This window comes from Bradyrhizobium jicamae (assembly GCF_018130695.1).
GTDB lineage: Bacteria > Pseudomonadota > Alphaproteobacteria > Rhizobiales > Xanthobacteraceae > Bradyrhizobium > Bradyrhizobium jicamae_B.
On record NZ_JAFCJX010000004.1, the window covers coordinates 21987 to 46853 of the forward strand.

The 24867-nt window shown below is 62.7% G+C and carries 17 protein-coding genes; 15 read left to right on the forward strand and 2 right to left on the reverse strand.

Going from position 1 to position 24867, the window contains the following annotated elements:
* The first annotated feature begins 76 nt into the window (after positions 1-76).
* The 15 genes from JQ604_RS06990 (at position 77) to JQ604_RS07060 (ending at position 16869) form a co-directional block, all read left to right on the forward strand.
* A complete protein-coding gene (locus tag JQ604_RS06990; protein WP_212354738.1) occupies positions 77-979 on the forward strand; it encodes a LysR family transcriptional regulator in 903 nt (300 codons plus the stop codon).
* Positions 980-1063: 84 nt separating this feature from the next.
* Entirely contained in the window at positions 1064-1504 is a 441-nt protein-coding gene (locus tag JQ604_RS06995; protein WP_212354740.1) for an Lrp/AsnC family transcriptional regulator, read from the forward strand.
* Between the two features lie 191 nt (positions 1505-1695).
* Positions 1696-3477: a thiamine pyrophosphate-binding protein gene (locus tag JQ604_RS07000; protein ID WP_212354742.1), complete on the forward strand. Its 1782-nt coding sequence runs from the start codon at positions 1696-1698 to the stop codon at positions 3475-3477.
* A 12-nt stretch (positions 3478-3489) separates the two neighbouring features.
* The gene (locus tag JQ604_RS07005; protein WP_212354744.1) at positions 3490-4620 is read left to right on the forward strand and encodes a saccharopine dehydrogenase family protein; all 1131 of its coding nucleotides are present in this window, start codon (positions 3490-3492) and stop codon (positions 4618-4620) included.
* A gap of 57 nt (positions 4621-4677) precedes the next feature.
* Positions 4678-5532, forward strand: a complete 855-nt coding sequence (locus JQ604_RS07010; RefSeq protein ID WP_212354746.1) for a transporter substrate-binding domain-containing protein — start codon at positions 4678-4680, stop codon at positions 5530-5532.
* A gap of 215 nt (positions 5533-5747) precedes the next feature.
* The gene (locus JQ604_RS07015; RefSeq protein WP_212354747.1) at positions 5748-6407 is read left to right on the forward strand and encodes an amino acid ABC transporter permease; all 660 of its coding nucleotides are present in this window, start codon (positions 5748-5750) and stop codon (positions 6405-6407) included.
* 35 nt (positions 6408-6442) lie between these two features.
* Entirely contained in the window at positions 6443-7234 is a 792-nt protein-coding gene (locus tag JQ604_RS07020) for an amino acid ABC transporter ATP-binding protein (protein WP_349631061.1), read from the forward strand.
* A gap of 27 nt (positions 7235-7261) precedes the next feature.
* The gene (locus tag JQ604_RS07025) at positions 7262-8536 is read left to right on the forward strand and encodes an NAD(P)/FAD-dependent oxidoreductase (protein WP_212354749.1); all 1275 of its coding nucleotides are present in this window, start codon (positions 7262-7264) and stop codon (positions 8534-8536) included.
* 50 nt (positions 8537-8586) lie between these two features.
* On the forward strand, positions 8587-9321 hold the full coding sequence (locus JQ604_RS07030; protein WP_212354751.1) for an aspartate/glutamate racemase family protein: 735 nt from the start codon (positions 8587-8589) through the stop codon (positions 9319-9321).
* Between the two features lie 300 nt (positions 9322-9621).
* Positions 9622-11478: an ABC transporter substrate-binding protein gene (locus tag JQ604_RS07035; protein WP_249158114.1), complete on the forward strand. Its 1857-nt coding sequence runs from the start codon at positions 9622-9624 to the stop codon at positions 11476-11478.
* 86 nt (positions 11479-11564) lie between these two features.
* Positions 11565-12569, forward strand: coding sequence for an ABC transporter permease (locus JQ604_RS07040; RefSeq protein ID WP_212354752.1), 1005 nt, complete (start codon positions 11565-11567; stop codon positions 12567-12569).
* Positions 12569-13432 carry an ABC transporter permease gene (locus JQ604_RS07045; protein WP_212354754.1) on the forward strand — a complete coding sequence of 288 codons (864 nt, stop codon included), beginning with the start codon at positions 12569-12571 and terminating at the stop codon, positions 13430-13432. The genes JQ604_RS07040 and JQ604_RS07045 overlap by 1 nt, the downstream gene beginning before the upstream one ends.
* Before the next feature lie 14 nt (positions 13433-13446).
* A complete protein-coding gene (locus JQ604_RS07050) occupies positions 13447-14463 on the forward strand; it encodes an ABC transporter ATP-binding protein (protein ID WP_212355229.1) in 1017 nt (338 codons plus the stop codon).
* Positions 14460-15272, forward strand: coding sequence for an ABC transporter ATP-binding protein (locus JQ604_RS07055; protein ID WP_212354756.1), 813 nt, complete (start codon positions 14460-14462; stop codon positions 15270-15272). The genes JQ604_RS07050 and JQ604_RS07055 overlap by 4 nt, the downstream gene beginning before the upstream one ends.
* Before the next feature lie 52 nt (positions 15273-15324).
* A complete protein-coding gene (locus JQ604_RS07060) occupies positions 15325-16869 on the forward strand; it encodes an alpha-N-arabinofuranosidase (protein ID WP_212354758.1) in 1545 nt (514 codons plus the stop codon).
* A gap of 70 nt (positions 16870-16939) precedes the next feature.
* On the opposite strand, the gene JQ604_RS07065 is transcribed toward JQ604_RS07060, so the two are convergent.
* Both JQ604_RS07065 and JQ604_RS07070 read right to left on the reverse strand, forming a co-directional pair.
* Positions 16940-22441 (reverse strand): ATP-binding sensor histidine kinase, encoded by a 5502-nt coding sequence (locus tag JQ604_RS07065; RefSeq protein WP_249158089.1) that lies wholly within the window; start codon positions 22439-22441, stop codon positions 16940-16942.
* A gap of 342 nt (positions 22442-22783) precedes the next feature.
* Positions 22784-24862 (reverse strand): hydantoinase/oxoprolinase family protein, encoded by a 2079-nt coding sequence (locus tag JQ604_RS07070; RefSeq protein WP_212354760.1) that lies wholly within the window; start codon positions 24860-24862, stop codon positions 22784-22786.
* Positions 24863-24867 lie beyond the last annotated feature (5 nt).

Below are 24867 nucleotides of genomic sequence, written 5' to 3' on the forward strand. Positions count from 1 at the left end.
AGCGATTAAGCCTTGCCTATTTGGCCAGTTCAAACGATGTTTGCTCAGAAGGTCATTCTGAATTGGAATGATGGAAATGGACCCGCAGACACCTCGCCGTTTTTTGCCCTCGACCGCCGTCTTGTCGGCGTTTGAAGCCACCGCGCGGACCGGCAGCATGACGCTGGCCGCCCGCGAGCTTCAGCTGACCCAGAGCGCCGTCAGCCGACAGATCAAGATCCTGGAGGAGCAGCTCGAGGTCGAGCTCTTCGTCCGCGAGCGCCAGACCGTTCGACTGACCTCCGTTGGCGAGTCCTATGCACGCGAGGTTCGCGAAGCGCTCCACAAGATCAGCACCGCCTCCTTCAATCTCCGTGCGAACCCGGGGGGCGGGACGCTCAATCTCGCTATCCTGCCGACGTTCGGCACGCGGTGGCTTGCGCCGCGCCTGCCGAGGTTTCTGGCCGCGAATCCCGGCATCACCATCAATCTCACGACACGGTTGTCTTATTTCGACTTCCGACCCGAGGCTCTGGACGCGGCGATTCACTTCGGTCAACCGGAGTGGCCCGGGGCCGAGATGGCTCTTTTGCGGTCCGAACAGGTCGTGCCCGCCTGCAGCCCCGCCGTGAAGCGGCAATATCGCTTCCGTGTCGCAGGCGATCTGCGAAAGGCCCCGCTGCTCAGCATCTCGACGCGCTTTCACGCGTGGGACCGGTGGTTTTCCGTTCACGACGTGCCGGGCCGAACCGCTCAGGGGATGGTGTTCGACCAGTTCGCGACCGCAGCTCAGGCGGCGATCGCCGGCCTCGGCGTGGCGTTGCTGCCGACCTTCCTGATTCAAGATGAGCTCGCCAGCCGCAAGCTGGTCTGCGCGCTCAACCTGCCGATGGAAAGCCCCGAGCGCTATTACCTCGTCTGGCCCGCCGAACGGGCGAAGTATCCGCCGCTCGCAGCGTTTCGGGAATGGCTGGTCACGGAGACCGCGCCGGATCGCTGATCAAGATACGCTGGACCTTTCCCCGGCGGAGCGCAATAATTTCCCTTCGTTTTGTTCAGAAATAGCCACTTTGGAGGGTTGCAAATGGCGCGTCCGGCGGATGCCAGGAAGGACCAGGATCTCCTCAACATCCTGATCGCAAATGCGCGGACGTCGATTTCCGACATCGCCAAGGCGCTGGGCGTGTCCCGCGCGACCGCGCAGGGACGAATGACAAGGCTGGAGAAGGACGGAACGATCGCCGGCTACACCGCCGTTCTCGGCAAGCAGGATCATGTCACGGCGATTTCGGCGATCATCCTGATCGAACTGGAGGTCAAGCAGCAAGGCAACGTCATTGCGGCCCTGCGAAAAAAGGCCGAAGTCGTGCACTGCTACACGCTGAGCGGTCCGTTCGATCTGTTCGTGAAGATCAATTGCGTGACGTCGACGCATCTCGATGAGATCATCGACTGGATCGCCGAGATGGAAGGTGTTCGACGCACCACGTCATCGATTCTTCTCGCCAGGAAATTCGAAAGGTGAACAGGGCATAGGCAAAACGCTGCCTCGCAGGCACTCTCGCTGCCGCCTGCATTGGCAGAATTGCGCATTCTCCATCGAAATCGAACTTACTCCGACGGATTGTAACAAAATTAGTGAGATAGCCATCGGTTTGGCTATTCATGTCGTCTCGATGCTCCCGGATAAAACAATCAACAAGGAGCTATCGAAAGATGAATGGTGCGTCCGCTCTCGTGAGCATGCTGTCCGGATACGGCGTCGAGGTTATTTTTGGCATCCCCGGCGATACCAACGTCGCCTTCTACGAGGCTTTGCGAACGACGAGGGATGCACCGCGTCATATCCTGTGCCGCGATGAGCGCTCGGCGGTGTTCATGGCGGACTGCTATGCGCGTTTGTCCGGAAAGCCCGGCGTGGCGGAAGTGCCAAGCGGCGCCGGCGCACTCTACGGTCTGCCTGGCGTTGCCGAAGCGAACAAGTCTTCAGTGCCGCTGATCCTGCTCGTGAATGATATCCCGCAACCCGGCGTCGGCCGCGGTACTCTCACGGAGCTGCCGGTCGAGGAACTGTTCAAGCCGGTCAGCAAGCGCGCCGAGACGCTTGGGCATGTCGGAAAATTGCCTGAGCTCGTGCGCCGGGCCTTCCGCGAGGCGACCGGTGGTCGTCCAGGAGCCGTCGTTCTCGCGCTGCCGGAAGATGTTCTCTATCAGGAGCTTCCCGAGGCAGCCGTGTCGCTCCATGTCGAGCCGCAATGCCGACAGGCGCCGTCCTATCGCAGCAGGCCGCCGGATAGCGATCTCGATGCCGCCATCAAGGCCATTCTCGCCGCCGAGCGTCCGCTGATCGTTGCCGGCGGTGGCGCCAACCGGTCCGGCGCGGCGGCTGCCATCACGGCGTTCGGCGAACGGCTCGGCATCCCCGTCGTCACCACGATCACAGGGCAGGGCGTCATTCGCGACGACCACAAGCTCGGCATCGGCATCATCGGCGACAACGGCTTCCATCCGCATGCGGTGTGGGCCCTCGGACGCGCCGACCTCGTGATCTATGTCGGTTGCCGCATGGGCTCGGTCGCCACCATGAACTGGCAATGGCCGGTGCCGAACGGGGAGACGGGTATCGTCCAGATCGATCTCGAACCGGAAGTCATCGGCAACACCTACGCCATCGACCATCCGCTGGTCGGAGATGCCCGCGCCGTGATCGATGCGCTGCTTGCCAGGATCGCTTCGGACCACGAGCCCGTTACCGCCGGCTGGGTCGACGACATCAACCGCCGCAGGGCGGAGTTCTGGGACGTGATGGCGCCGCATCTCGAGAACGACGCTGTTCCCCTGCGGCCCGAGCGCGTCATCGAGACGCTCAACCGTTGCATGCCGGTGCCCTGCAACGTGGTGTCGGATGCCGGCACGCCGACACCTTATGCGACGCGTTTCCTGCGGCTGCGCGATCCGCAGTCCAAACTGGTGATCCCGCGATTCTACGGCGGACTTGGCTACGCCATTCCGGCGGTGATCGGGGCGTATTTTGCGGCGCCGCATCTCAGGCCCGTCGGCTTGTTCGGCGACGGCTCGCTCGGCATGTCGGCCGGTGAACTGGAGACGCTGGCGCGGCTGCAAATCCCGGCCGTGCTGGTCCATTTCAACAACGCCTGCTTTGGCTGGATCAAGGCGCTGCAGCGGGTGGTCGACCGCGACCATGCACGCAAGACGTTCGGACGCGACGATGACGCGCCGGCCAACGATCCGACCTTCAGCGTCGATTTCGGCAGCTACGACATGAGCAGGCTCGCGGCCGTCTACGGCATCCGCAGCTTTCGCGTCGAGACGCCGGAGCAACTGGAGACGGCGCTTCGTGAGGCGTTCGCGCTGAGCGAGCCGGTCTTTGTCGACGTCGCCGTCGAATCGATCGCCGATCGCCTGCCACCGGTGTTCTCATGGTTGAAGAAGGTCGGCGCCGATCCGGCGGCGGTTGGCGTTCAGGCTGCTCTCTAAAGGGGGTCGAAAATGGCATATTCGCCGCAAAACATCGCCGTCCTTGGCGCCGGGCAGATTGGAGTCGTCATCGCCGGAATGCTGGCCGAGCAGGGCCACAAAGTCACCTTGGCGGACGCTTCGGAAGCCCAACTCACCTTGAGTGCAGGACAAACCTTCGCTACCAAGGTCGTGGATGCCGGTGACCTCGATGCGTTGCGGGCTTTCCTGAAGGATCAGAATATCGTCGTCAGCGCCTGTCCGTATTTCCTCAATCAGGGGATCGCGCGGGTCGCTGTGGAGACGGGAACACATTACTTCGATTTGACTGAAGACGTGGCGACGACGGCCTACATCAAGGAGATTGCGGCGGCTGCCGACGTGAGCCTGGCGCCGCAATGTGGTCTCGCGCCAGGCTTCATCTGTGTGCTCGGGGCCGACATGGCGGCCCGTTTCGACACGGTGAAAGCGATCAAGATGCGCGTCGGTGCGCTGCCACTCTATCCGACCAATGCCTTACGCTACAACGTGACCTGGTCCATCGATGGCCTGATCAACGAGTACTGCAATCCCTGCGAGATCGTGTTCGACGGCAAGCCCATCTCCGTGCCCGCGCTTGAGGGCGTCGAGAGCGTCATGATCGATGGCGTCGCCTATGAGGCGTTCAACACCTCGGGTGGCCTCGGCACCTTGACGGAAACACTGGCCGGCAAGGTCCGCGACATGAGCTACAAGACGCTGCGCTATCCCGGCCATGCCGAGATCATGAAGCTGCTGCTGCAGGGGCTGGGACTGGCCGACGACCGCGACACCATGCGCCGAATCCTCAATCGCGCCGCTCCATTCACGCGAAAGGACGTCGTCGTGATCTTCGTCACCGGTATCGGCGAGCGTAATGGGCGCATGGAAGAGGACAGTATCGTCCTGCGCTACGACGGCCGGCCGGAGCTTGGCGCCATCCAGCTCACCACGGCCGCGGGCTGCGTTGCGATGGTCGAACTCTTCCTCGCCGGCAAGCTTCCGGCAAAGGGATTTGTGCGGCAGGAAGACGCCAGTCTGGCCGACTTCCTGGCGACGCGCGCGGGAAGCAGGCTCGCGCGCGAAGCGCGCAGCTCCGAGACGAGCGATTTTGTGGGACGGTTCCTGACCCAGAAGGCTGCATAGCCGGGCGGGGAGGCTGGACCGGATCGAAAGAATTCAACTGAAGAGGGGAAGCTGAGTATGGTCAATCGTCGTGAAATCGGATCGCTCGTTGGACTTGGTGCTGCCGCGGCGGCGATGGCGGCCGGATCCGCGGTCTCGCAGGCCGTCGCCCAGACGCCGCCGGCGGAAAGTACGTTTGCTCAAATTCGCAAGACCAAGAAGCTTCGCATCGCCGGCATTGTCGGGACTGAGCCCTATTACCACAAGGACATCGCCACGGGGCAGTGGTCGGGCTTCTGCGTCAGCATGGCGACCGATCTCGCCAAGGCGCTCGAGGCCGAGGTCGAGATCATCGAATCGACCTGGGGCAACTCGGTGCTCGACCTTCAGAGCAACAAGATCGACATCATGTTCGGCCTCAGTCCGACGCCATCGCGCGCCTTGATCGTCGAGTTCACGCGCCCGATCATGAACAACACCTTCACGATCATCGCCAAGTCCGGTTTTGAGCCGAAGACATGGGAGGACCTCAACAAGCCGGAGGTACGGGTCGCGGTGGACATCGGCTCGACGCACGATCTCTACGCGCGCCGAATCCTGCCCAAGGCGACGTTGGTCGCACTGAAGACGCCCGATGATGCCGTGCTGGCAGTGCAGTCGGGGCGGGCGGATTGTCTGATCCAGGTCGCGATGCTCTCCCTGGTGACGGTCAAGAAAAACGCGAAAGTGGGCAAGGTCATCATCCCGACGCCCGTCGCTTCGCAACCGACGTGCTGCGGCGTGCGCGTGGATGTTGACACCCGCTTCCGCACCTATGTGGACAACTGGCTCGAATACAGCCGCTCGCTTGGCGCGCTACGCGAATGGATCCTCTCCAGCCTGTCGCTGGTGAATATCGGGGAGCAGGACATTCCCCCGGGACTGCAATTTTGATCTCAGGCTGCCCGCGTCGTCACATGACGCGGGCAGTTTCGTTTCCGCAACCTCGTTGACCTTCATTCAACCGTTGACCAACCGGTGTTCGACCCGCCAGGGAACAACTGATCGATGCAACATGGGCAACATCGCGAAAGATCGTGAGCGGCGCGACGCCGATCTCAAGGAGGCCTCGTCGCCTATTCGCAATCGCCGAGCAGGGGAAAGCTGCAATGCATTATGACTGGAGTTTTGGCTTCCTGCTGCAATACAGCAAGCTGATCGCCATCGGGACGGCCTACACGATCGGTTTTACCTTGCTTACGGCGGCGAGCGGATTTGTCATCGGCTGCGTGGTCGCAATCGCGAGCCTGTCCAAAATGCGGTTCGTCTCGACCCCGCTCGTGATGCTTGTCGAGGTGTTCCGCTGCACGCCGGTGCTGGTCCAGCTGGTGTGGATCTACTACGCGCTTCCGGTGCTGATCGGCGTCGAGCTCTCGCCCGCGGTGGCTGCGTTCATCGCGCTGAGCTTCTACGGCGGCGCCTTCTATTCGGAAATCATCCGTGGCGGCATCGTTTCGATCGATATGGGGCAATGGGATGCCGGTCGCGCGCTCGGCATGCGCCGCTTCGACCTGATGCGGCGTATCGTGATGCCGCAAGCGCTGAAGCGGATGATTCCTCCGCTGGTTAATCAGGCCGTGTTGCAGCTCAAGAACACGTCGCTGCTGTCGGTGTTGGCAGTGCCGGATCTGCTCTACCAAGGGCAGCTCATCACCTCGGCGACGTACCGGCCGCTGGAGACCTACACCATGATCGCTGCCATCTACTTCATCATCCTGTTCCCGATGACGCGTGCTGCGAGCGTGCTCGAAGCACGGTTGGCGCGGTGAGGTCCGTGATGTCCAGCCAAGAGGGAAATGGTCCCGTGTCCGATGCCCCGATGATCGAACTGGCGCACGTGAAGAAGTCGTTCGGCGCCGTCAACGTCCTGAAAGACATCTCGCTGCGGGTGCCGCGTGGCGGCGTGGTCGCACTGATTGGTCCGAGCGGATCGGGCAAATCGACGCTGCTCAGGTGCCTCAATCTGCTGACCATTCCGGAAAGTGGCTACATCCGGGTCGGGCAAAGCGCCATGGATTTCACCAACGGGCACAAGCTGCCCGCCGACAAGGAGTTGGCCGCATTCCGCGCGCGGACCGGGATGGTGTTCCAGAACTTCAACCTATTTCCGCACATGTCCGCGATCCAGAACGTCATGGAGGGGCCGGTCACGGTTCTGAAGGTTGCGCCGGAGGCGGCGCGCGTGACGGCGCTGGCGCTGCTGGACAAGGTCGGATTGAAGGACAAGGCGGACGTTGCTCCCGACAAGCTATCGGGCGGCCAGAAGCAGCGCGTGGCGATCGCGCGCGCTTTGGCGATGAAGCCGCAAGTCATGCTGTTCGACGAGGCGACGTCGGCGCTCGATCCCGAGCTGGTCGGAGAGGTTCTGGCGGTGGTCCGCCAGCTCGCGGCCGAGGGGATGACCATGGTGCTTGTGACCCATGAGATGGCGTTCGCGCGCGAGGTCGCCGACACCGTCGTCTTCATGCGCGACGGCGTCGTCGTGGAGGAGGGGCCTGCACGGCAAGTCATCGACGCGCCGCGTCAGCCGTCCACGCGGACCTTCCTCAGCCACTTCCACAACAGCGGCCTGACGTCGGCAGCAGTCAACGGATGATTTGAGAAGCAGCGACCGGATCGAGCGATGGAACGGGACAGCAGGCGGCTGCGCATCGCGGTGATCGGCGCCGGTATCGTAGGTGCTGCGACCGCATGGGAGCTGTTGAAGGATGGACACGAGGTCACGCTGATCGACCCGGAAGCGCCGGGCGGGCGGCAGGCCGCCAGCTACGGCAACGGGGCCTGGATCAGCCCTGCCTCGATCATCCCGATGTCGATGCCGGGCCTCTGGCGCAAGGTGCCGGGATTTCTGCTCGACCCCAACGGACCGCTGGTGCTGCGCTGGTCGGCGTTGCCCGCGCTGGCGCCCTGGCTGCTCCGCTTCCTCGCAGCCGGATCGACCGTCGAGAAGGTCGAGCGGACCGCGCGCGTGCTCGCCTCGATCCTTCGCGACGGGCCGGAGCGTCATGCGGTTCTCGCCGAGGAGATCGGCAGGCCGGATTACATCCGCCGCACAGGCCTGCTCTATGCCTATCCCGATCGCGCGGCGTTTGACGCCGAGGCGCTCGCCTGGCGGCTTCGACGCGAGAACGGGCTGCGATGGCTCGAGCTCGATGCCGGAGAGCTGCGCCGCCGCGAGCCGGATTTGAGCCCGAACTACCGGTTCGGCGCACTGGTTCAGGGCGGTGCCCATTGCACCGACCCGGGCGCTTATGTGGCGGCCATTGTCGACGCCGCGCGTGCCCGCGGCGCCAGCCTCGTCAGAGCGCGTGCCGCAGGTTTTGTCGTAACGAACGGCCGTCTCGCGGCGGTCACCACCGACCAGGGCCGGATCGATTGTGATCGCGCAGTGATCTGCGCCGGCATCTGGTCCAAGGCTCTTGCGGTCGCCGCAGGCGATCGGGTCTCGCTGGCGAGCGAGCGCGGATATCACGGTGTGATTGCATCGCCCGCGGCAGGTCCCAGGCTTCCACTGATGCCGAGTGACGGACGGATGGCGAATACGCCGACGCCTGCCGGCCTGCGGCTCTCGGGTCAGGTCGAACTGGCGCAACCCGACGCCGAGCCCGACTGGAGGCGGGTCGAGATTCTGATCGGGCATGCGCTGCGGACTTATCCCGGTCTCGGATCGCGCGCGGACCTGACGATCGACTGCTGGATGGGGCATCGGCCATCGACACCGGACGGTCGGCCGGTCATCGGCACGGCCTCGGCATCCACAGATATCTTCCACGCATTCGGACACGGACATGTCGGCCTGGCGTCCGGTCCGATCACCGGCCGGATCGTTGCAGATCTCGTCGCGGGGAGGGATACCGGCGTTGATCTGCAGCCGTTCGCCGCCTCGCGTTTCGCGTGATCGAAGAGTCCAAACACCATCGATCTTGTTCATCATCTCTGGAGACCACCATGAAACTGCGCGGCGGCTACACCAATTACGGAGAGACGATCGGCATCCTGATGCTGGACACACGGTTTCCACGCCCGCGCGGTGATATTGGAAATGCGCTCTCCTACGACTTTCCCGTGCGCTACAAGATCGTGCACGGCGCCCATGCGACCAAGATCATGGGCGATCATCCGGATGCCAGTCTGCTCGATCCGTTTGTCGCGGCGGCCCGTGAATTGGAAGCCGAGGGCGTCAAGGCGATCACCACAAGCTGCGGCTTCCTCGCGCCGTTCCAGAAGCAGCTTGCGGCGGCGGTCAACATTCCGGTTTTCGCCTCCAGCCTGATCCAGGCGCCGCTGATCCGCGCCATGCTGCCGCCGGGCAAGGTCATCGGCGTCTTCACCGAGCGCGGCCATCACATGAACGACGGCCACTTCCGCGGCGTCGGCTGGTCGCGGGACGACATCCCGGTCCAGATTCAGGGCATGAAGCCGGACGCACAGTTTCCGGCGACCTATATCCTTGGCCGGGAAGAGCTCGACACCGATGTGCTGCGCGCTGAAATGATCGAAATGACCGAGGCCTTCATGGCCTCCTGCAAGAATCCCGGCGCCATCCTGTTCGAATGCACCAACATGTGCCCGTTCGCGAAGGACGTGGCTGATATCTCGGGCCTTCCGGTCTTTGATATCAACACGATGATCAACTTCTTTTACCGCGCGGCCAATCCGGTGCCGTTTCTGCAATGGAGATAGATGGGTTGCCTTGCCGCCCATGCCGTGACGGATCCGTCGCCGAATTGCAGGTTCCACGGCTTGGGGCAAGCTGGATCATCATTGCTGAACTCCACCCTTGTTGGCCGTAGGTGGTTCAAATTGGCCGCGCCATCCAGACGGGCGCGCACATCGGGGACTGACCTTTCGCGCTGGACAAGATTTCTGTTGTTACTCGTTTTTGCCGCCCTTAGCATTCGTCGCACAGGTGTCGCGACGAACTGCACCGGGAGGAAGATGATGCGCTGCATTCGTGCACTTCTGCTGGTTGCGTCTGCGCTCATGCAGTCGTTCCCGTTGGCGACGTCGGGCCACGCGCAGGGCGCCTTGCAAAACATCCCCAGGAAGGAACTGCTGATCCTTGAGAACCCGGAAGGGACCGTCAAGAACGCCGGATGGTTCAACATCTGGGCCATCAATGCCGGGTCGCAGTCGAATGGACTGCAGCAGGTCGCCCTCGATACGCTGTGGTACATCGATCCCGAAAGCGGCCTCGACGGCGTTTGGGACAACTCGCTGGCATCAGACAAGCCGCAATACAATGCCAATTTCACCGAGATGACGGCGAAACTGCGGAAGGGCATCTTCTGGAGCGACGGTGTCGAGTTCACCGCGGACGACGTCGTCGCGACCGTGACGACGCAGATCAAGCATCCGGGAATGCGCTTCAGCGCAGTGCTCGCGAGCAACGTGGCGTCCGTCGAGGCGACGGACCCCTATACGGTGGTGTTCAAGCTCAAGAAGCCCAACTCACGCTTTCACGCCAACTTCACGGTGCGCTGGGGGGCGGTGTGGATCCTGCCCAAGCATGTTTTCGAGAAGGTGGATGATCCGGTCAGGTTCGATTTCAACAAGCCGGTTTCGCTCGGCGCCTACGTGCTGAACAGCTACGATCCCGACGGCAAATGGTACATCTGGCAATTGCGCGACGACTGGCAACGCACCACGCTCGCCCGCTACGGCAAGCCCGGGCCGAAATATCTCGCCTATATCGATCCCGGGCCGCCCGACAAACGGGTCATTGCGCAGCTCAACCACGAGCTCGATGTGATCCATGACATCGCGCCCGAGGGCATGTTTGCCCTCGCCAAGCAGAGCAAGGTGACGCGGGCCTGGTTCAAGGGTTTCCCGTATGGCCATCCCGACCCGACGCTGCCGGCGGTGATCTTCAATACCCAGAACGAGCTGTTCAGGAACCCCGATGTGCGATGGGCATTGGCGCTTCTGATCGACATCAAGGCGGTGTCGATGGCAGCCTATCGCGGCGCCGCCACCATATCGGCGATCGGCGTGCCGCCGACCGGCGCCCACCCGGCGACCTATCATCAGCCGATGGAAGAATGGCTCAAGGGTTTCGAGCTCGACACCGGCAAGCGCAAGATCAAGCCCTACGATCCCACGATCGGCAAGCAGATCGCCGAGATGCTGCGGCCGTCGATGGGCGAGCAGATTCCGTCCGATCCCGCGGAGATCGCCCGCGCCTTCGGCATGGGCTGGTGGAAGGTCGATCCGCAGGCCGCGCAGGAGCTGTTGGAGAAGGCCGGCTTCACCAAGCGCGGCGGCGCCTGGACCACGCCGGATGGCAAGCCCTTCACGGTCCGCGTCATGGTGGAAGGCGACCTGCGCCCCGTGATGACGCGGGCAGGCACCATGATCGTGCAGTTATGGAAACAGGCCGGCATCGACGCCCGGATCGATGTGGCGCAGGGGACGCTGCCGACGCGGCGGGCGGCCGGCGATTTCGACACATTCATCGGCTGGAGCGTGGAAACCTGGGGCGGTCACCCCGACCTGTCCTACTTCCTCGACAGCTGGCATTCGCAGTTCGTCGCAGAGCCAGGCAAATCGCAGCCCCTGCGCAACTGGCAGCGCTGGTCTAGCCCCGCGCTGGACAAGATCATCGAGAGCATCCGGATGGTGGGATTTGATGATCCGAAATCGACCGAGCTTGGCAAGGACTACATCAAGCTCGCCGTGAAGGAGATGCCGACCATCCCGCTGATGGCGTACAACGTTTTCACGGCGATGGACCAGACCTATTGGACGGGTTATCCGACGTCGGAAAATCCTTACACCAATCCGGTGCCGAACTGGGGGAATTCGCGCTATATGCTCGTCAAGCTCAAGCCGGCCGGCTAGGGACGTGATAAGGAAGCGGCAATGGCATCCCCGAACAGCCGGTCGCATCCTCCCGAACGCCTCGGTCCCGCGTCCCGGGAGCGCCGATGAGCGGGTATTTCGCGTATGTCGTCCGGCGGCTGGCGCAATTCGTGCTCGTTGTCTTCATCGGCATCAACATCGCCTATGTCATTACCCATGCCACGCCGATCGATCCCGTCGAGCAATCAATCTCGGTCGTCACCTCTTTCGGCAACACGGCTCCGGACGCGATCGAGAAGATGCGCACTTCGCTGCGCGAACTCTACGGACTTGGCGGCTCGCCCGTCGAGCAATATCTGGCGTTCTGGAAGCGGATCCTGCGCGCCGATTTTGGTCCCTCAATGTCGGCGTTTCCAACGCCCGTCTCGACGTTGATTGGCCGTGCGCTGCCCTGGACCGCCGGACTGCTCGCGGTTTCGACGATCGTCGCCTGGGGGCTCGGCAGCCTGCTGGGCGGACTTGCCGGCTACTATCAGGAAAGTCGCGGGCTGAAGCTGATCGGCGTGATCGCCATCGGCGTGCACCCGATCCCTTACTACATTCTGGCACTCGTGCTGCTGATCGTGTTCGGTTTCCTCTGGCCGGTGCTTCCGATCACGGGCGGGGCGGCGATGAACCTGCCGCAGGCACCGACGTTTGATTTCATCGTCAGCGTGATGCAGCACGCCGTTCTGCCCGCACTCTCGCTGATCCTGATCGGCGTGGGCAGCTGGTTCCTCGGGATGCGCGCGCTGGTGTCCCATGTCGTGACCGAGGACTACGTCGTCTATGCCGAACTGGCAGGCGTCAGACCCTGGCGCGTTCTGTCATCCTACGTGATGCGCAACGCGCTGCCGCCGCAGCTGACCGGGCTCGCCATGTCGCTCGGCGGAATCTTCAACGGTGCTGTCATCACCGAAAAGGTGTTCGGCTATCCCGGCGTCGGCTCGCTGCTGGTCGATGCCGTCTATGCGGGGGACTATGGGCTCGTGCTCGGCGTGACCACCGTTTCCATTCTCGGCGTTTCGACCGGCGTGCTCGTCATCGATCTTCTTTATCCGCTGCTCGATCCCAGGGTGAAGGTCACCTGATGACCGGGATCCTGCGTGACCTCTGGCGATACCACGCCGAATTCCGGATCGGCGCCGCGTTGATTGCCGTCGCGCTGCTGCTGTCCGTGCTGGCAAGCTTCTCGCCTTATCCGCCCCAGCAGGTCTATGTGGTGCCGCCGGATGTGCCGCCGTCGCTGACCTACTGGTTCGGCACCACGTCCCGCGGCCAGGACGTGTTCTGGCAGCTGACCTTTGCCATGCGCAATACGCTGCTGTTCGGATGCACCGTGGCATTGATCAGCCGTCTCTTGGCGCTCACGATCGGGCTGTTTAGCGGCTACAAGGGCGGTTGGATCGATCGGTCGCTGATGGCGGTGAACGACACCTTCATCGTCATCCCGCTGCTGCCGATCCTCGTACTGTTCTTCTTCGTCATGCGCGACCGCATGTCCTGGCTGCTGCTGGCGCTGATCATGGCCAGCCTCGGCTGGGCCTATGACGCGCGGCTGATCCGCGCGGTAGCCATGAGCCTGAAGGCCCGGGAATTCACCCAGAGCAGCCTGTTCTCCGGCATGAGCACGCGCGAGATCCTGGTTCAGGAGCACTTGCCCTATGTCATGCCGATCGTCTTCTCGACGACATTGAACAACATGGTATGGTCGATCGGGCTGGAGGTGACGTTGGCGGTGCTTGGCTTCACCGACATCAACACGCCGACGATCGGCGGCATGATCTATTGGGCCAACCAGCACACCGCGATGGTGGCGGGAATCTGGTGGTGGATCGCATTTCCGACCATCGCAGTGATCATGACCTTCATCGGGCTGTTCCTGCTGGCGGTATCGATGAACGACTATATCGATCCGCGCAGCCGTCTCCGCAGCTTCGGAGGGGCCTCGTGACGCAGGCCGAGACGATGCCGGGAGAACTGCCCGACGACGCGCAGCCGATCCTGTCGGTGCGCGACCTGCAAGCGCATTTCCGGACCGATCGTTTCGGCGTCAAGCGCGACGTCAAGGCGGTCGACGGTGTCAGCTTCGCGGTCCGCCGCGGAGAGATCTACGGGCTTGCCGGCGAGTCCAGCTCCGGCAAGACCACGCTGGTCAGGACGATCGCGGGGGCGGTCAAGCCGCCGCTGGATGTGGTCGGCGGCCGCGTGGATTTCGCCTTCCTGCCCGGCTATGGCGGACTGCGCCGCGCACCGGCGGCCGAAGTGGCGCGGATTCGCTGGCGGCATTTGTCCTACATCATGCAGGGTTCGATGAACGTCTTGAACCCGGTGCGTCGGCTCCGGTCAGCCTTTGTCGACTTCGCGTATCCGCATATCGGCGAGAGCCGCAAGCAATTCGAGCAGGACGTGGTCGCCCACCTGGCGCGACTCAAGCTCGACCCCTCGGTGCTGGCGGCCTATCCGCATGAGCTGTCCGGCGGCATGCGGCAACGCGCCACCATTGCGCTCGCCACCATCTGCCGACCCGACGTCATCCTTGCTGACGAACCCACGACCGCGCTCGATGTCGTGGTGCAGAAGGAGGTGCTCGCCATGATCAGCGGCATCCGACGCGAGATCGGCTCGTCGGTCGTGTTGGTCAGCCATGATCTCGGCGTTCATGCACAGGTGACCGACCGTCTCGGCATCATGTATGCCGGCCGCCTGATCGAAGAGGCCGCAACGGTGGAGATCTTCCGCAATCCGCTGCACCCTTACACCAGGCATCTCATTTCCAGCCTGCCACGCATCGGCGATGACGTCCCCCGCAAGGGACTAGAAGGCGCGCCGCCAAATCTCGCCGATCCGCCTCCGGGGTGCCGCTTCCATCCGCGCTGCCCGCTGGCGATGGAGATTTGCAGGCACAAGGTCCCCGCCACGCTGGAGACCGCGCCTGGGCATCGTATCGCCTGCTTTGCCGTCAACCGGAGCGAGGCGGCATGAGCGACCTGCTGCTCGATGTTTGCCAGGTCAGCAAGACCTTCACCCGCGGAGGATTGCTGTCGGGCCAGCGAATTGCCGCGGTCAAGGACGTGAGCTTGCAGCTCGACGCAGCGCGGCCCGAGATTTTTGCGATCGTCGGCGAATCCGGCAGCGGCAAGACTACGCTCTCGCGCATGATCCTCAATATTGAGATACCGACCAGCGGCAAATTGCTGTTCGACGGTGTCGACCTTGCGACGCTCCGCACCGGCGCCGACCGCCTGGCCTTCATGCACAAGGTGCAGCCGATCTTCCAGAATCCATTTGACTCCTTCAACCCGCTGAAGCGGCTCGATCGCTATCTGTTCATGACGCATCGCCGCTTCATCGCATCCGATGGTCGGATCACCCCCGAGATGGCCGTTGACGAGGCGCTGCACAAGGTCGGATTGTCGCTGAAGGAGGTGAGTCATCGATACCCGCACGAGCTCTCCGGCGGACAGCTTCAGCGGGTCGCGATCGCCCGCGCGCTGCTCGCCAACCCGAAGCTGATCGTGGCCGACGAGCCGGTGTCCATGATCGATGCGTCCTTGCGCATATCCATCGTCAACCTGTTCAAGACGTTGCGTGATGACCTCGGTATTTCCATCATCTATGTCACCCATGATCTGGCGACCGCCTATTATGTCAGCGACCGCATCATGATCATGCAGAAGGGCAGCGTCGTCGAAAGCGGCGACGCAAGAACTGTGTTGAATGCGCCGCAGCATCCCTATTCCCGTCAGTTGCGCGAGGCCGCGCTATTGCCTGACGTCGCAGCAGGCCTTTAAGTCAAGTCAGCATGACCCACCTCACAAGCTCCGGGGCACCTGAGAGGCGAATATGAGAAAAGCAACCGTTCTGATGGACCGCGATTTCGCCATCGGCCACACGGACCCGCGCTTGTTCGGAGCCTTCGTCGAGCACCTGGGACGCTGTGTCTATGGCGGCATTTACGAACCCGGCCATCCCACTGCGGACAAGGACGGCTTTCGCGGCGACGTGCTGGCCCTGGTCAAGGAACTCGGCCCGACCATCATCCGCTATCCCGGCGGTAATTTTGTTTCCGGATATAATTGGGAGGACGGCGTCGGCCCGGTGGATAAGCGCCCGACGCGTCTCGACCTCGCCTGGTTCAGCACCGAGCCGAATAGTTTCGGCACCAATGAATTCATGGACTGGTGCAAGGCCGCCGGGGTCGAGCCGATGCTGGCGGTCAATCTCGGCACGAGGGGCGGGGACGCCGCGCGCAACCTGGTTGAATATTGCAATCATCCGGGCGGAACGGCGTGGTCGGATCTGCGTCGTGCCCATGGCTGGGAGAAGCCGCACAATGTCAGGTTCTGGTGCCTGGGCAACGAAATGGACGGTCCATGGCAGATGGAGCACAAGAGCGCCGACGCCTATGGCGCGATCGCGCGCGAAGCCGCCAAGATGATGCGGTGGGTGGATCCGACGATCGAGCTTGCGGCGTGCGGTTCGTCCGGACGAAACATGCCGACGTTCGGCCAGTGGGAAGACACGGTGATCGAGCACACGTTCGATCACGCCGAGTACATTTCGCTCCACACCTATCTGAACAATTACGGACAGGATACGGCATCGTTTCTCGCCAGCCCCGACTTGATGGATCGCTTCATCGACGAGGTTGTTGCGCTGGCGGACGCGGTGGCGGCGAAGCGGCGCTCCCACAAGCGCATGATGCTGAGCTTCGACGAATGGAATGTCTGGTATCGAACCCGCCGCAATCGGGCCGATCGGGTCAAGGAAGGGTGGCCGGTGGCGCCGCCGATCCTGGAGGAAATCTACACCATGCAGGACGCGCTCGCCTTCGGCGGCGCCTGCATCTCGCTGCTCAATCACGCCGATCGGGTGAGAGCGGCCTGTCTTGCGCAGCTCGTCAACGCCATCGCGCCGATCATGACCGAAACGGGCGGCGCCGCGTGGCGCCAGACGATTTTCTTTCCGTTCGCGCAGATGAGCCGCCTCGGACGTGGCAAGGTGCTGCGCACCCTGGTCGAGTCGGATACATACGATACTTTCTATTACGATCCCCGTGGCACCAACGATTTCAGCTTTCCGGTGCCAAACGTGCCGTATCTCAAGATCGCGGCGGTTGCAGGAGAAGCCGGCACTCTTTCCCTCTTCATGCTCAACCGCGACCAGACGCAGGAGATGGAGGTGGGCTTCGAGGCGCGGGGTTTTGGCCCGCTCGCAGTCAGCGAGGCGCTTGAGTTGCGCCACGACGATCTCCAGGCGACCAACACAAGTGACGCAACCGAGCGCGTGAAGCCGGAGCCGTTGCAGGGCGTGACCATCGACGGCGCGCGGATGCGCGCGACGCTGAAGCCGGCATCATGGAACGTGGTTCACTTGTCCCCGGGTTGACCGACAAGTCTCTAGCGGCCGTCCACGAAATCACCGTTCCGTCCAGCGTGTTTGCGCTTTCCCAGACTCGTCAGATTTCGCTCTGCGGATTCACCGGTAATGTGAACTGAAAGACGACGCCGCACGGCTGGTTGGCGCTCGCCCACAGGCGTCCGCTGTGTGCATCGATGATTGAACGACAGATGGCCAGACCCATGCCCATACCGTGAGGCTTGGTGGTGAAATAGGCATCGAAAACATTTTCGAGCATTTGTGGATCGAGTCCGGGCCCGGAATCGGCAACCCGCACCAGCACGGAGTCCGGTTCGGCCGCGCCGGTGGTAATGAGCAGATCCCGCGCCCCGTCAGCCATGGTGGCCATGGCCTGGATCGCGTTGACAACGAGGTTAAGCAGAACCTGCTGTAGCTGCACGCGATCGCCCTCGATGAGCGGTAAACCGTCCGCAAGCTGCGTCTTCACCGAGATCCCGTTTTTGAGCGCCTCACTACCGGTCAAGACAATCACCTGTTCGATCGCCTCATTGAAATCGACGCGCCCCTTGCGCGGCGGCGCCTTCCTGTACAGTGCACGAAGTTGGCTAATCACTTCGCCGCTGCGATGCGCATTGTTGACGATGGCCTCTAGTGAAGCTCGCACTTCCTCGAGAGCAGGCGGGCTCCTGCGGAGCCAGTTCAAGGCCGCGCCGGCGCTAATGGCAGCAGCGCTGATCGGTTGGCTGACCTCATGGGCGATCGATGAGGTGAGCTGGCCCATGGTTGCGACCCGGTTCGCGTGCGCCAGTTCAATCTGCATTTCCTGATAACGCCGCTCACTCTCGCGCGCTTCGGCTTCCGCCCGCTTGCGTTCTGTCAGATCGAGCACGAAGGAGATGCTTTGATCAGGGGATCCCGCCACCGCGGCTGAGCCGATGAGCACGGGAAGCCGGCTACCGTCCTTTCTGAAAAACTCCTTCTCGCGGGGTGCGAGCTCCCCCGACAGGCGAAGTTGATCGAGCCGCTGTGTGTCGTCCATTTCGTAGTCCGACGGCGTCATGTCCTTCCAGCTGACCGCTCCGGAGACCAGTTCCTCCCTGGAGTAGCCAGTCATGCTCAGGAAGGCCTCGTTGACGTAGCTGATGTTACCGGCTGCATCCCAGAACAGGATTCCGATGATGTTGGAATCGACGAGGCGTCGGATCCGGGCTTCGCGTTCCTGCAGGTCCCGGTAGAGCAGGGTATTCTCAAGCGAAATCGCCGCTTGCGCTGCCAGCATTTCCAGTACCGCGACACGGTCGGGAGTGAAAGCGTGGGTGGTCAGGCTATTCTCGAAATAGAGCAACCCGGTCAGCTTGGCCTGCTTGATCAATGGCAGGCAGAGGATCGATCTGGGATGCCGGCGATTCACATACTCGGCGTCGCAGAGCGGATCGGGCCGCGATGCGTCATCGATGATGACGGGCTTTTGCGTGCGAATGACATAGCGCAGCAGCGCCTCCGGACAATCGGGACCGGAGACGGGAGCCTCACGCATCGCGAGCGTGAACTCTTCGACGCTTGCCTGGGCCTCCGCCTCGATTCGGAAGTCGTCGTGGCGTGGCAGGATCAGCAGGCCGCGTTCCGCGCCGGCGTTTTGCAGCGCGATCTTCATCAATGACTCGATGAGTTTCGGCAACTCGATCTCGCTCGATACAGCCTGTGACGCCTTGACCACGGTCGTGACGTCCAGTTGCCGGACCGAGCCGCTCGCCTTCGCGGCGGTGCGATCGTCTTCCACCACTTGCAGTCGCGGGTAGAGCCGCTCGAGCTGCCTCACCTTGGCATCAGCGCCCCAACGGAGATATCCATAATGCGCGTCGCGCAGATAGGCATAAGCGATCTTCTCGAACCCTCGTGCGACATAGAACCGCCCGGCGAGTTCGTTGGCGATGGCCTCGTTGTGGACAAAGCCGTTCGCGTGCGCCGCGCCGATAGCCTGATCGTAACAGCGCATGGCATCGAGCTCACGTCCCGCGATACGCGCGATCTCAGCCTCGACGAGCGCGGCGCGATCGGCGAAATCTTCCGGGCAAATGCTCGCCCATTGCTGAAGCTGATTGTGGTGGGGTGCGATAGCTTCGAGACGTATGGCGCGCTCCTCGGCCGACGCTGAATCGGCGTGGGCTGCCCGCGCCAGGGCGGCATAGAAGTGCAGCTCCGCCCGCTCGAACAGCGCCTTCGACGTCCATAGCAGCCCTTCCGCCTTCGCTGCTGCCGCGATGGCAGCCGGATCGTCGGCAAGGACGCGCGCCTGCAGCTTGCGGATCCAGTACCAGTAGCCGGCATGCACCAGTTGCGGGTCGGCCTCCAGGCGACGTTCGAACGGCGCCTCGCTGAAATCGGCGTCGTCGAAGCTGCCGAATTTCGGCGTCAAGCCGCGCAGCGTCCGGACCAGCTGGAGCTGCCCGGCGATCCGGTCCACCGCGAGATCAACCCGCGCCCGCCGCGCGAACGCGATCCCGGCCTCGGCCTCCCGCTGCACCTCGGCGAGCGGATCGCCGCAGGCGAGAAGATGCGTCATGAGGTGGTGGCGGCTAAAGGCCGCATAGTTGAAGTCGCCCTCCTGTTGCGCTGCGTCGAAGGCTCGCCGCAGCAGCGGCCTCCCGGTCCGGATATGCCGTGTCCAGCTGCCGAAGCCGAGATAGACGCGCGATTTGAAGCGGTCCAATCCGTATCTTTCGACCAGGTCCAGGCCGAGCTGGGTGAAGCGGTAGCCTGCCTCGTAATCGCCGAAGTCGGGCCCAAGCACGGTGCCGAGCAAGATATAGGCGAGACACGACGCATCGGAATTGCCGAACTCCAGGCTCAAATTCGTCATGCGCGCAATGATGAGACGACGCAGGTTCTCGTCGATGAACCAGGCGGGCGACACCAGCACGGTGAGGACGTCCATAGTGCCGCGCGCGATCGGGTCGGTCATCCGGGGCAGATCCAGCAGCGCCTCGACCTTGCGCTCGCCGATGTGCTGCCACATCCGCTCATATTCCTGCGCGACTTCCTGCGACGTTGGCTGCGCCGGCCATGCGATGCCCACACGGCGCAGATAGGCGAGGCCGATTTCGACGTCGCGGTCGTTTGGTTCCATCTGCAGTCGCGTGACGGCGGCCAGGTCGGGAAGGGTAGCGGCGCGGCCCGCCAGTTCGGCGAGGCGGGCTTTCGCGGCGGCGTGCTCGCCGGTCAAGAATTCGCACTCCGCACGTTGCGAGGCCAGCGCGAAGCTAAGCGTGTAAGTCCGCTCCCAACGGTCTTCGGCCAGCATCGCCTCACCGGCGCTGAAGTGGGCGAGCGCCATGGCGAAGGCCGTTGCCGCCTTGGCGCGCCGGCCGGCCACCAGGTTCAGCTCGGCCAATTTCTCCCGCTCCTTCGCATCGGTGATCAAGGCTGCACCGCGATTGAGCTGGCTCACGATTTCAAAGACATTTTCCTCGATCGCCTCCGGTGCGGTCCGCGCTTCGAGCAGCCGGCCGATCCGCAGATGGGCCGCGGGCCGTTCGTCCTCGGGGATCAGCGCGTAAGCCGCCTCCTGGAAGCGGTCGTGGACGAACCGATAGGCGCCGGCGTGGGGCTCGACCAGTTCCTGACGAACCGAGGGCCACAGGGCGGCGTGGACCTGCCCCTCGGGAATGCCGAGCACGATCGACAGCATCGACGTCTCGGCGATGTTTCCGAAACAGGCCATCTGCTGCAGGGCGGTCCGTGTCGCGGCCGGCAGGCGCGCGAGCTTCCCGAGCATGAGGTCGACGACGTTATCGGTGTATCGCTTGGCATGAATGCGATCGAGGTCCCAGGACCAGCGTGCCGCGTCGTGGTCGAAGGCGAGCAGTCCTTCTTCGGCCAGCGAGAACATGAACTGAATGGCGAAAAATGGATTGCCGCCGGTCTTCTCGAGCACCATCAGCGTGAACGGTGCCGCCTGCTCCGGCTCGCAGCGAAGCGCGTCTGCGAGCAACTGCCCGAGGTGCTCGCGGCCGAGCGGCGCAAGCGTGATCTGCGTGACCATTCCGCCCGCCGTCCTGATGACGTCGAGCATACGCGTCAGGGGATGAGCGGCATTGACCTCGTTGTCCCGATAGGCACCGATCAACATCAGGTGCCTCAGATCCGACCGCGTCAAAAGATCCTCGAGCAGGTCGAGTGTCGCGGCATCGAGCCATTGGAGATCGTCGAGGAACAGCACCAGCGGATGCTCGGGGCGGGCGAAGACGCCGATGAACCGCTTCAGCACCTCCTGAAATCGGCCTTGCGCCTGCTGCGGTGGAAGCTCCGGAGCCGGCGGCTGTTTGCCGATAATCAGCTCGAGCTCGGGGATCAGGTCGACCATCAGCTGTGCATTGGGGCCGAGCGCCTCCACAAAGGCGCGGTGCCACCCGCCTAGCTCAGCATCGCTTTTACCAAGCAGCGGTCGAACGAGACTCTGGAACGCCTGTGCCAGCGTCGCGTAGGGGACATCGCGCTTGTGCTGGTCGAATTTGCCTGATGCGAACAGGCCGCGTGAGGGAACCTGCACCTTGTGCAGTTCATTGACGACCGAGGATTTTCCGATGCCAGAATATCCCGAGACCAGCACCAATTCCGGCACGCCGCTTTCGCCGATGCGGCCGAAGGAGGCGAGCAGGGTCTCGACCTGGTGCGACCTCCCGTACAGTTTCTCGGAGATCAGCAGCCGGTCGGGCGCGTCGTGCTGCCCGAGCGGGAAATCATCGATGCGGCGCTGACGCTCCCATTCAGCGAGACAGCGCTGCAGGTCTCGCTCGGCGCCGGCCGCAGTTTGATATCGCTCCTCCGCCATCTTGGCGAGCAGCTTCATGACGATCCGCGACACTGCGGGCGGGACGTCTGCCAATCTGTCGCTTGGCGGTGTTGGCTTTCTGGCGATATGGCAGTGCACCCACTCCATCGGATCGGTCGCGGCGAAGGGGAGGGAGCCGGTGAGCATCTGATAGAGCGTGACCCCGAGCGAGTACAGGTCGCTGCGGGAGTCGATCGACCGGTTCATGCGCCCGGTCTGCTCGGGCGCCATATAGGCCAGCGTGCCGGCGATGGATTCAGGAGGTGCTGAAGATTGTCGCTCGCGCGGCCGACGCGAGGCAAAGCCAAAGCCGGTGAGCCGCACGTTCTTTTTGGTGCGATTCACCAGGATGTGGGCTGGTTTGATATCCTTGTGCACGAGACCGTGCTGATGGACCTTGCCCAATGCTGCTGCAATTTGAACAGCTATGGACAGGAAGTCCCCCATCTCCATGGGCGCGTCCAACAGCCTGGTGAGCGGCTCGCCGCCGAAATCCTCAAGAACAAGAATGGTCCGGCCATCCCTTAGAAGTTCCAGTGGCTTCGCTGCCCACGCGCCGTCCAGCTCGTTCATCAACCCGAACTCATGAGCGAGGCGATCGAGGCTCTGCGGACTTGGATGCTCAGCTGTCGGGAGAACGGCCAGCACGGTCTTCGGCTCACCATCGATGCCGTCACGAGAGGCACGGCACAGCAGAATTCCTTCGTCGTCACACAGGACCTGCAGACCATGGGCCCAGCCTGCGCCCAAAATCGAAGGAAGGATCATCTCGGTAAACCATGCGTGCCGACCCGAGCCGAGGGAGACCCGTTCGCTGCTTCGCACTCCCCCTTAACGCGGCTTCATTGCGGTGATGCGCCGTCAGCAGATCTCTCTATTAGCGCGTGCTGGCTAGGAAATACCGGAGGAGCGCGCAAATCCGTGAAACTACGGACCTGCCCCTCACGCCTTTGTTTCGGCGCCCGGTTCAATTGGCCGTGCTGCCGGGCGCATTCAAAAATTATCACTTGGCTCAATTTCGTCAACTTGCGACGTCCCGAGCCAAATTGAGCCAGTGGATGCTCATTGGTTCGCACGAGCCACCTAAGAATGAGGGCATTATCTGACCTGTCAGGCTGCTTCACCTTCCGACCTCGTCATCGATGTTTCGCCCCAGATGACGAGCTGACCCGTCTCGTCGCGCGTGAAAGCCTGGTCGGACGGCACGAACGTCGTCGTTGTGGGTTCTTCGACGAGTGCGGGGCCCGGAATCAACGATCCGATCGGAAGCCGGTTTCGATCATAAACGCTGCAAGCGACCCAACCGTTTTCCCTTGCAAGGAAAACCAAGCGTCGGCCCTTGAGGGCGTTCTCAAGCGTGTTGCGCTCGTCGCTCTGGATATTCGGCAGGCCGATCACTTCGCTAAGCACCTCGGTCTGCAAATGAAGCATCGTGATCTCGACTGTTGCCGTCATTATCGCAAACGAAAATGCCTTCTGATGGGCGGTATGGAAGTCGGATAACAATTCCCTGGTGGTACCGCCGGAAATAGCCACGGAGACGCTGTGCTCCTGACCGCGATATCGCATCTCGGCACGGCGATGGAATTTCAATCTCGCTGTGTCGGTCCCGGCGAAATATTCGGTGGCCTCCTGTTCGAGCTCCGCAAACAATTGCGAGATCGAATTCATTTCGCCCTCGCTGACCGGTTTCAGCACCGTACGCCTGATATCGGCGCGCGGCCTCGCGGCAAGCATCCCCCAGGCCGAAAAAATACCGGGATGCGTGGGAATCACGGTCCGCTTGACGTTCAGTTCTCGCCCGAGGCTGGCAGCCAGCAACGGTCCCGCGCCTCCGGACACGATCAACACGAGGTCGCGCGGATCGTGCCCCCGCTGTATCGTGATCAACTTCAGCGCGTTGCTCATGGATTCCTCGGCCACCCTGACGATCGCCAGCGCGGCCTGTTCGACGGAGAGCTTCATCGGCAGGGAAACACGGGCGATCGCCGCACGCGCCCGATCGACATCGAGCGGCATGCGGCCGTCGGCGAAGGTGAGCGGGTCCAGAATTCCGAGGGTGAGCTTGGCATCCGTCACCGTCGGGTCGACGCCACCTCTGCCGTAACAGGCTGGCCCTGGGTTGGATCCCGCACTCTGAGGGCCGACCCGCAGCCTGCCGCTCGGGTCAAGCCAGGCCAGCGAGCCCCCGCCGGCGCCAACCTCTACGATATCAACGACCGGGACTTGAATCGTGTAACCAGGTGAGCTTCGTGTCTTCTCGAGGCGATATTCTGCGTCGACCTTCGGCTGTCCCGCCTTGATCAGGGAGCATTTCGCGGTCGTGCCGCCGACGTCCAGGTACAGAACGTCGGTTTCGCCGATTTCCGATCCAATGCGCGCCGCGCCAGCCACGCCGCCGGAGGGGCCGGATTCGACCAGCGTGAGGGGAGCTGTTACCGCCTGCTCGAAGCTTGCGATGCCGCCGTTCGATTGCATCGCATAGTAGGCGCAACTGATCCTCTTCCTGTGCAGTGCGGCGTCGAGATTGTCGAAATAATTTCTGATGATGGGCTGAACATAGGCATTGAGCGCGACCGTGTTCGATCGCTCGTATTCGCGCCATTGCCGTGAAATTTCGTGACTCGCACAAACCGATATCCCACGCAGCTCCTTGCGCAGCAGTTCCGCGCATTGCTGCTCGTGAGCTGGATTCGCGTAGCTGTGAAGAAAGATGATCGCGACGGCGACAACGTGCTGCTCGCGGCATTGCCGGGCGCAGCGCGCGACGTCTTCCTCGTCCAGGGCGTGCAGGACCTGGCCCGAAGCGCTCATGCGTTCTCTCACCTCGAACCGCAGGTGACGCGGTACGAAGGGTGCCGGAGTCCTGGTGCGCAAATTATACAGATCGGGTCGGTTGCCCCTGCCGATCTCAAGCACGTCACGGAAACCAGCCGTCGTAACCAGCGCGGTCTTGACGCCTTTGCGCTCGGTTATGGCGTTGATGACGGTGGTGCCGCCATGCACGAAGAAGCCGATGTCATCGACGCCCAATCCGGATTGCTCGGCCATGGCGATCGCGTCGAGTACCCCGACCGACTGGTCATCGACGGTTGTCAGGCTTTTCGAGAAGACGACGGCGCCGCTGGTGTCATCATATGCAATCAGGTCGGTAAAGGTGCCGCCGACATCCGTGGCAACGCGAATCATGCAGA

Excerpts from the sequence above, each read along its gene's own strand:
- JQ604_RS06990 (WP_212354738.1), top strand. The coding sequence starts at position 77 with ATGGACCCGCAGACACCTCGCCGTTTTTTGCCCTCGACCGCCGTCTTG.
- JQ604_RS06995 (WP_212354740.1), top strand. The coding sequence starts at position 1,064 with ATGGCGCGTCCGGCGGATGCCAGGAAGGACCAGGATCTCCTCAACATC.
- JQ604_RS07000 (WP_212354742.1), top strand. The coding sequence starts at position 1,696 with ATGAATGGTGCGTCCGCTCTCGTGAGCATGCTGTCCGGATACGGCGTC.
- JQ604_RS07005 (WP_212354744.1), top strand. The coding sequence starts at position 3,490 with ATGGCATATTCGCCGCAAAACATCGCCGTCCTTGGCGCCGGGCAGATT.
- JQ604_RS07010 (WP_212354746.1), top strand. The coding sequence starts at position 4,678 with ATGGTCAATCGTCGTGAAATCGGATCGCTCGTTGGACTTGGTGCTGCC.
- JQ604_RS07015 (WP_212354747.1), top strand. The coding sequence starts at position 5,748 with ATGCATTATGACTGGAGTTTTGGCTTCCTGCTGCAATACAGCAAGCTG.
- JQ604_RS07025 (WP_212354749.1), top strand. The coding sequence starts at position 7,262 with ATGGAACGGGACAGCAGGCGGCTGCGCATCGCGGTGATCGGCGCCGGT.
- JQ604_RS07030 (WP_212354751.1), top strand. The coding sequence starts at position 8,587 with ATGAAACTGCGCGGCGGCTACACCAATTACGGAGAGACGATCGGCATC.
- JQ604_RS07035 (WP_249158114.1), top strand. The coding sequence starts at position 9,622 with ATGCAGTCGTTCCCGTTGGCGACGTCGGGCCACGCGCAGGGCGCCTTG.
- JQ604_RS07040 (WP_212354752.1), top strand. The coding sequence starts at position 11,565 with ATGAGCGGGTATTTCGCGTATGTCGTCCGGCGGCTGGCGCAATTCGTG.
- JQ604_RS07045 (WP_212354754.1), top strand. The coding sequence starts at position 12,569 with ATGACCGGGATCCTGCGTGACCTCTGGCGATACCACGCCGAATTCCGG.
- JQ604_RS07050 (WP_212355229.1), top strand. The coding sequence starts at position 13,447 with ATGCCGGGAGAACTGCCCGACGACGCGCAGCCGATCCTGTCGGTGCGC.
- JQ604_RS07055 (WP_212354756.1), top strand. The coding sequence starts at position 14,460 with ATGAGCGACCTGCTGCTCGATGTTTGCCAGGTCAGCAAGACCTTCACC.
- JQ604_RS07060 (WP_212354758.1), top strand. The coding sequence starts at position 15,325 with ATGAGAAAAGCAACCGTTCTGATGGACCGCGATTTCGCCATCGGCCAC.
- JQ604_RS07065 (WP_249158089.1), bottom strand. The coding sequence starts at position 22,441 with ATGATCCTTCCTTCGATTTTGGGCGCAGGCTGGGCCCATGGTCTGCAG.
- JQ604_RS07070 (WP_212354760.1), bottom strand. The coding sequence starts at position 24,862 with ATGATTCGCGTTGCCACGGATGTCGGCGGCACCTTTACCGACCTGATT.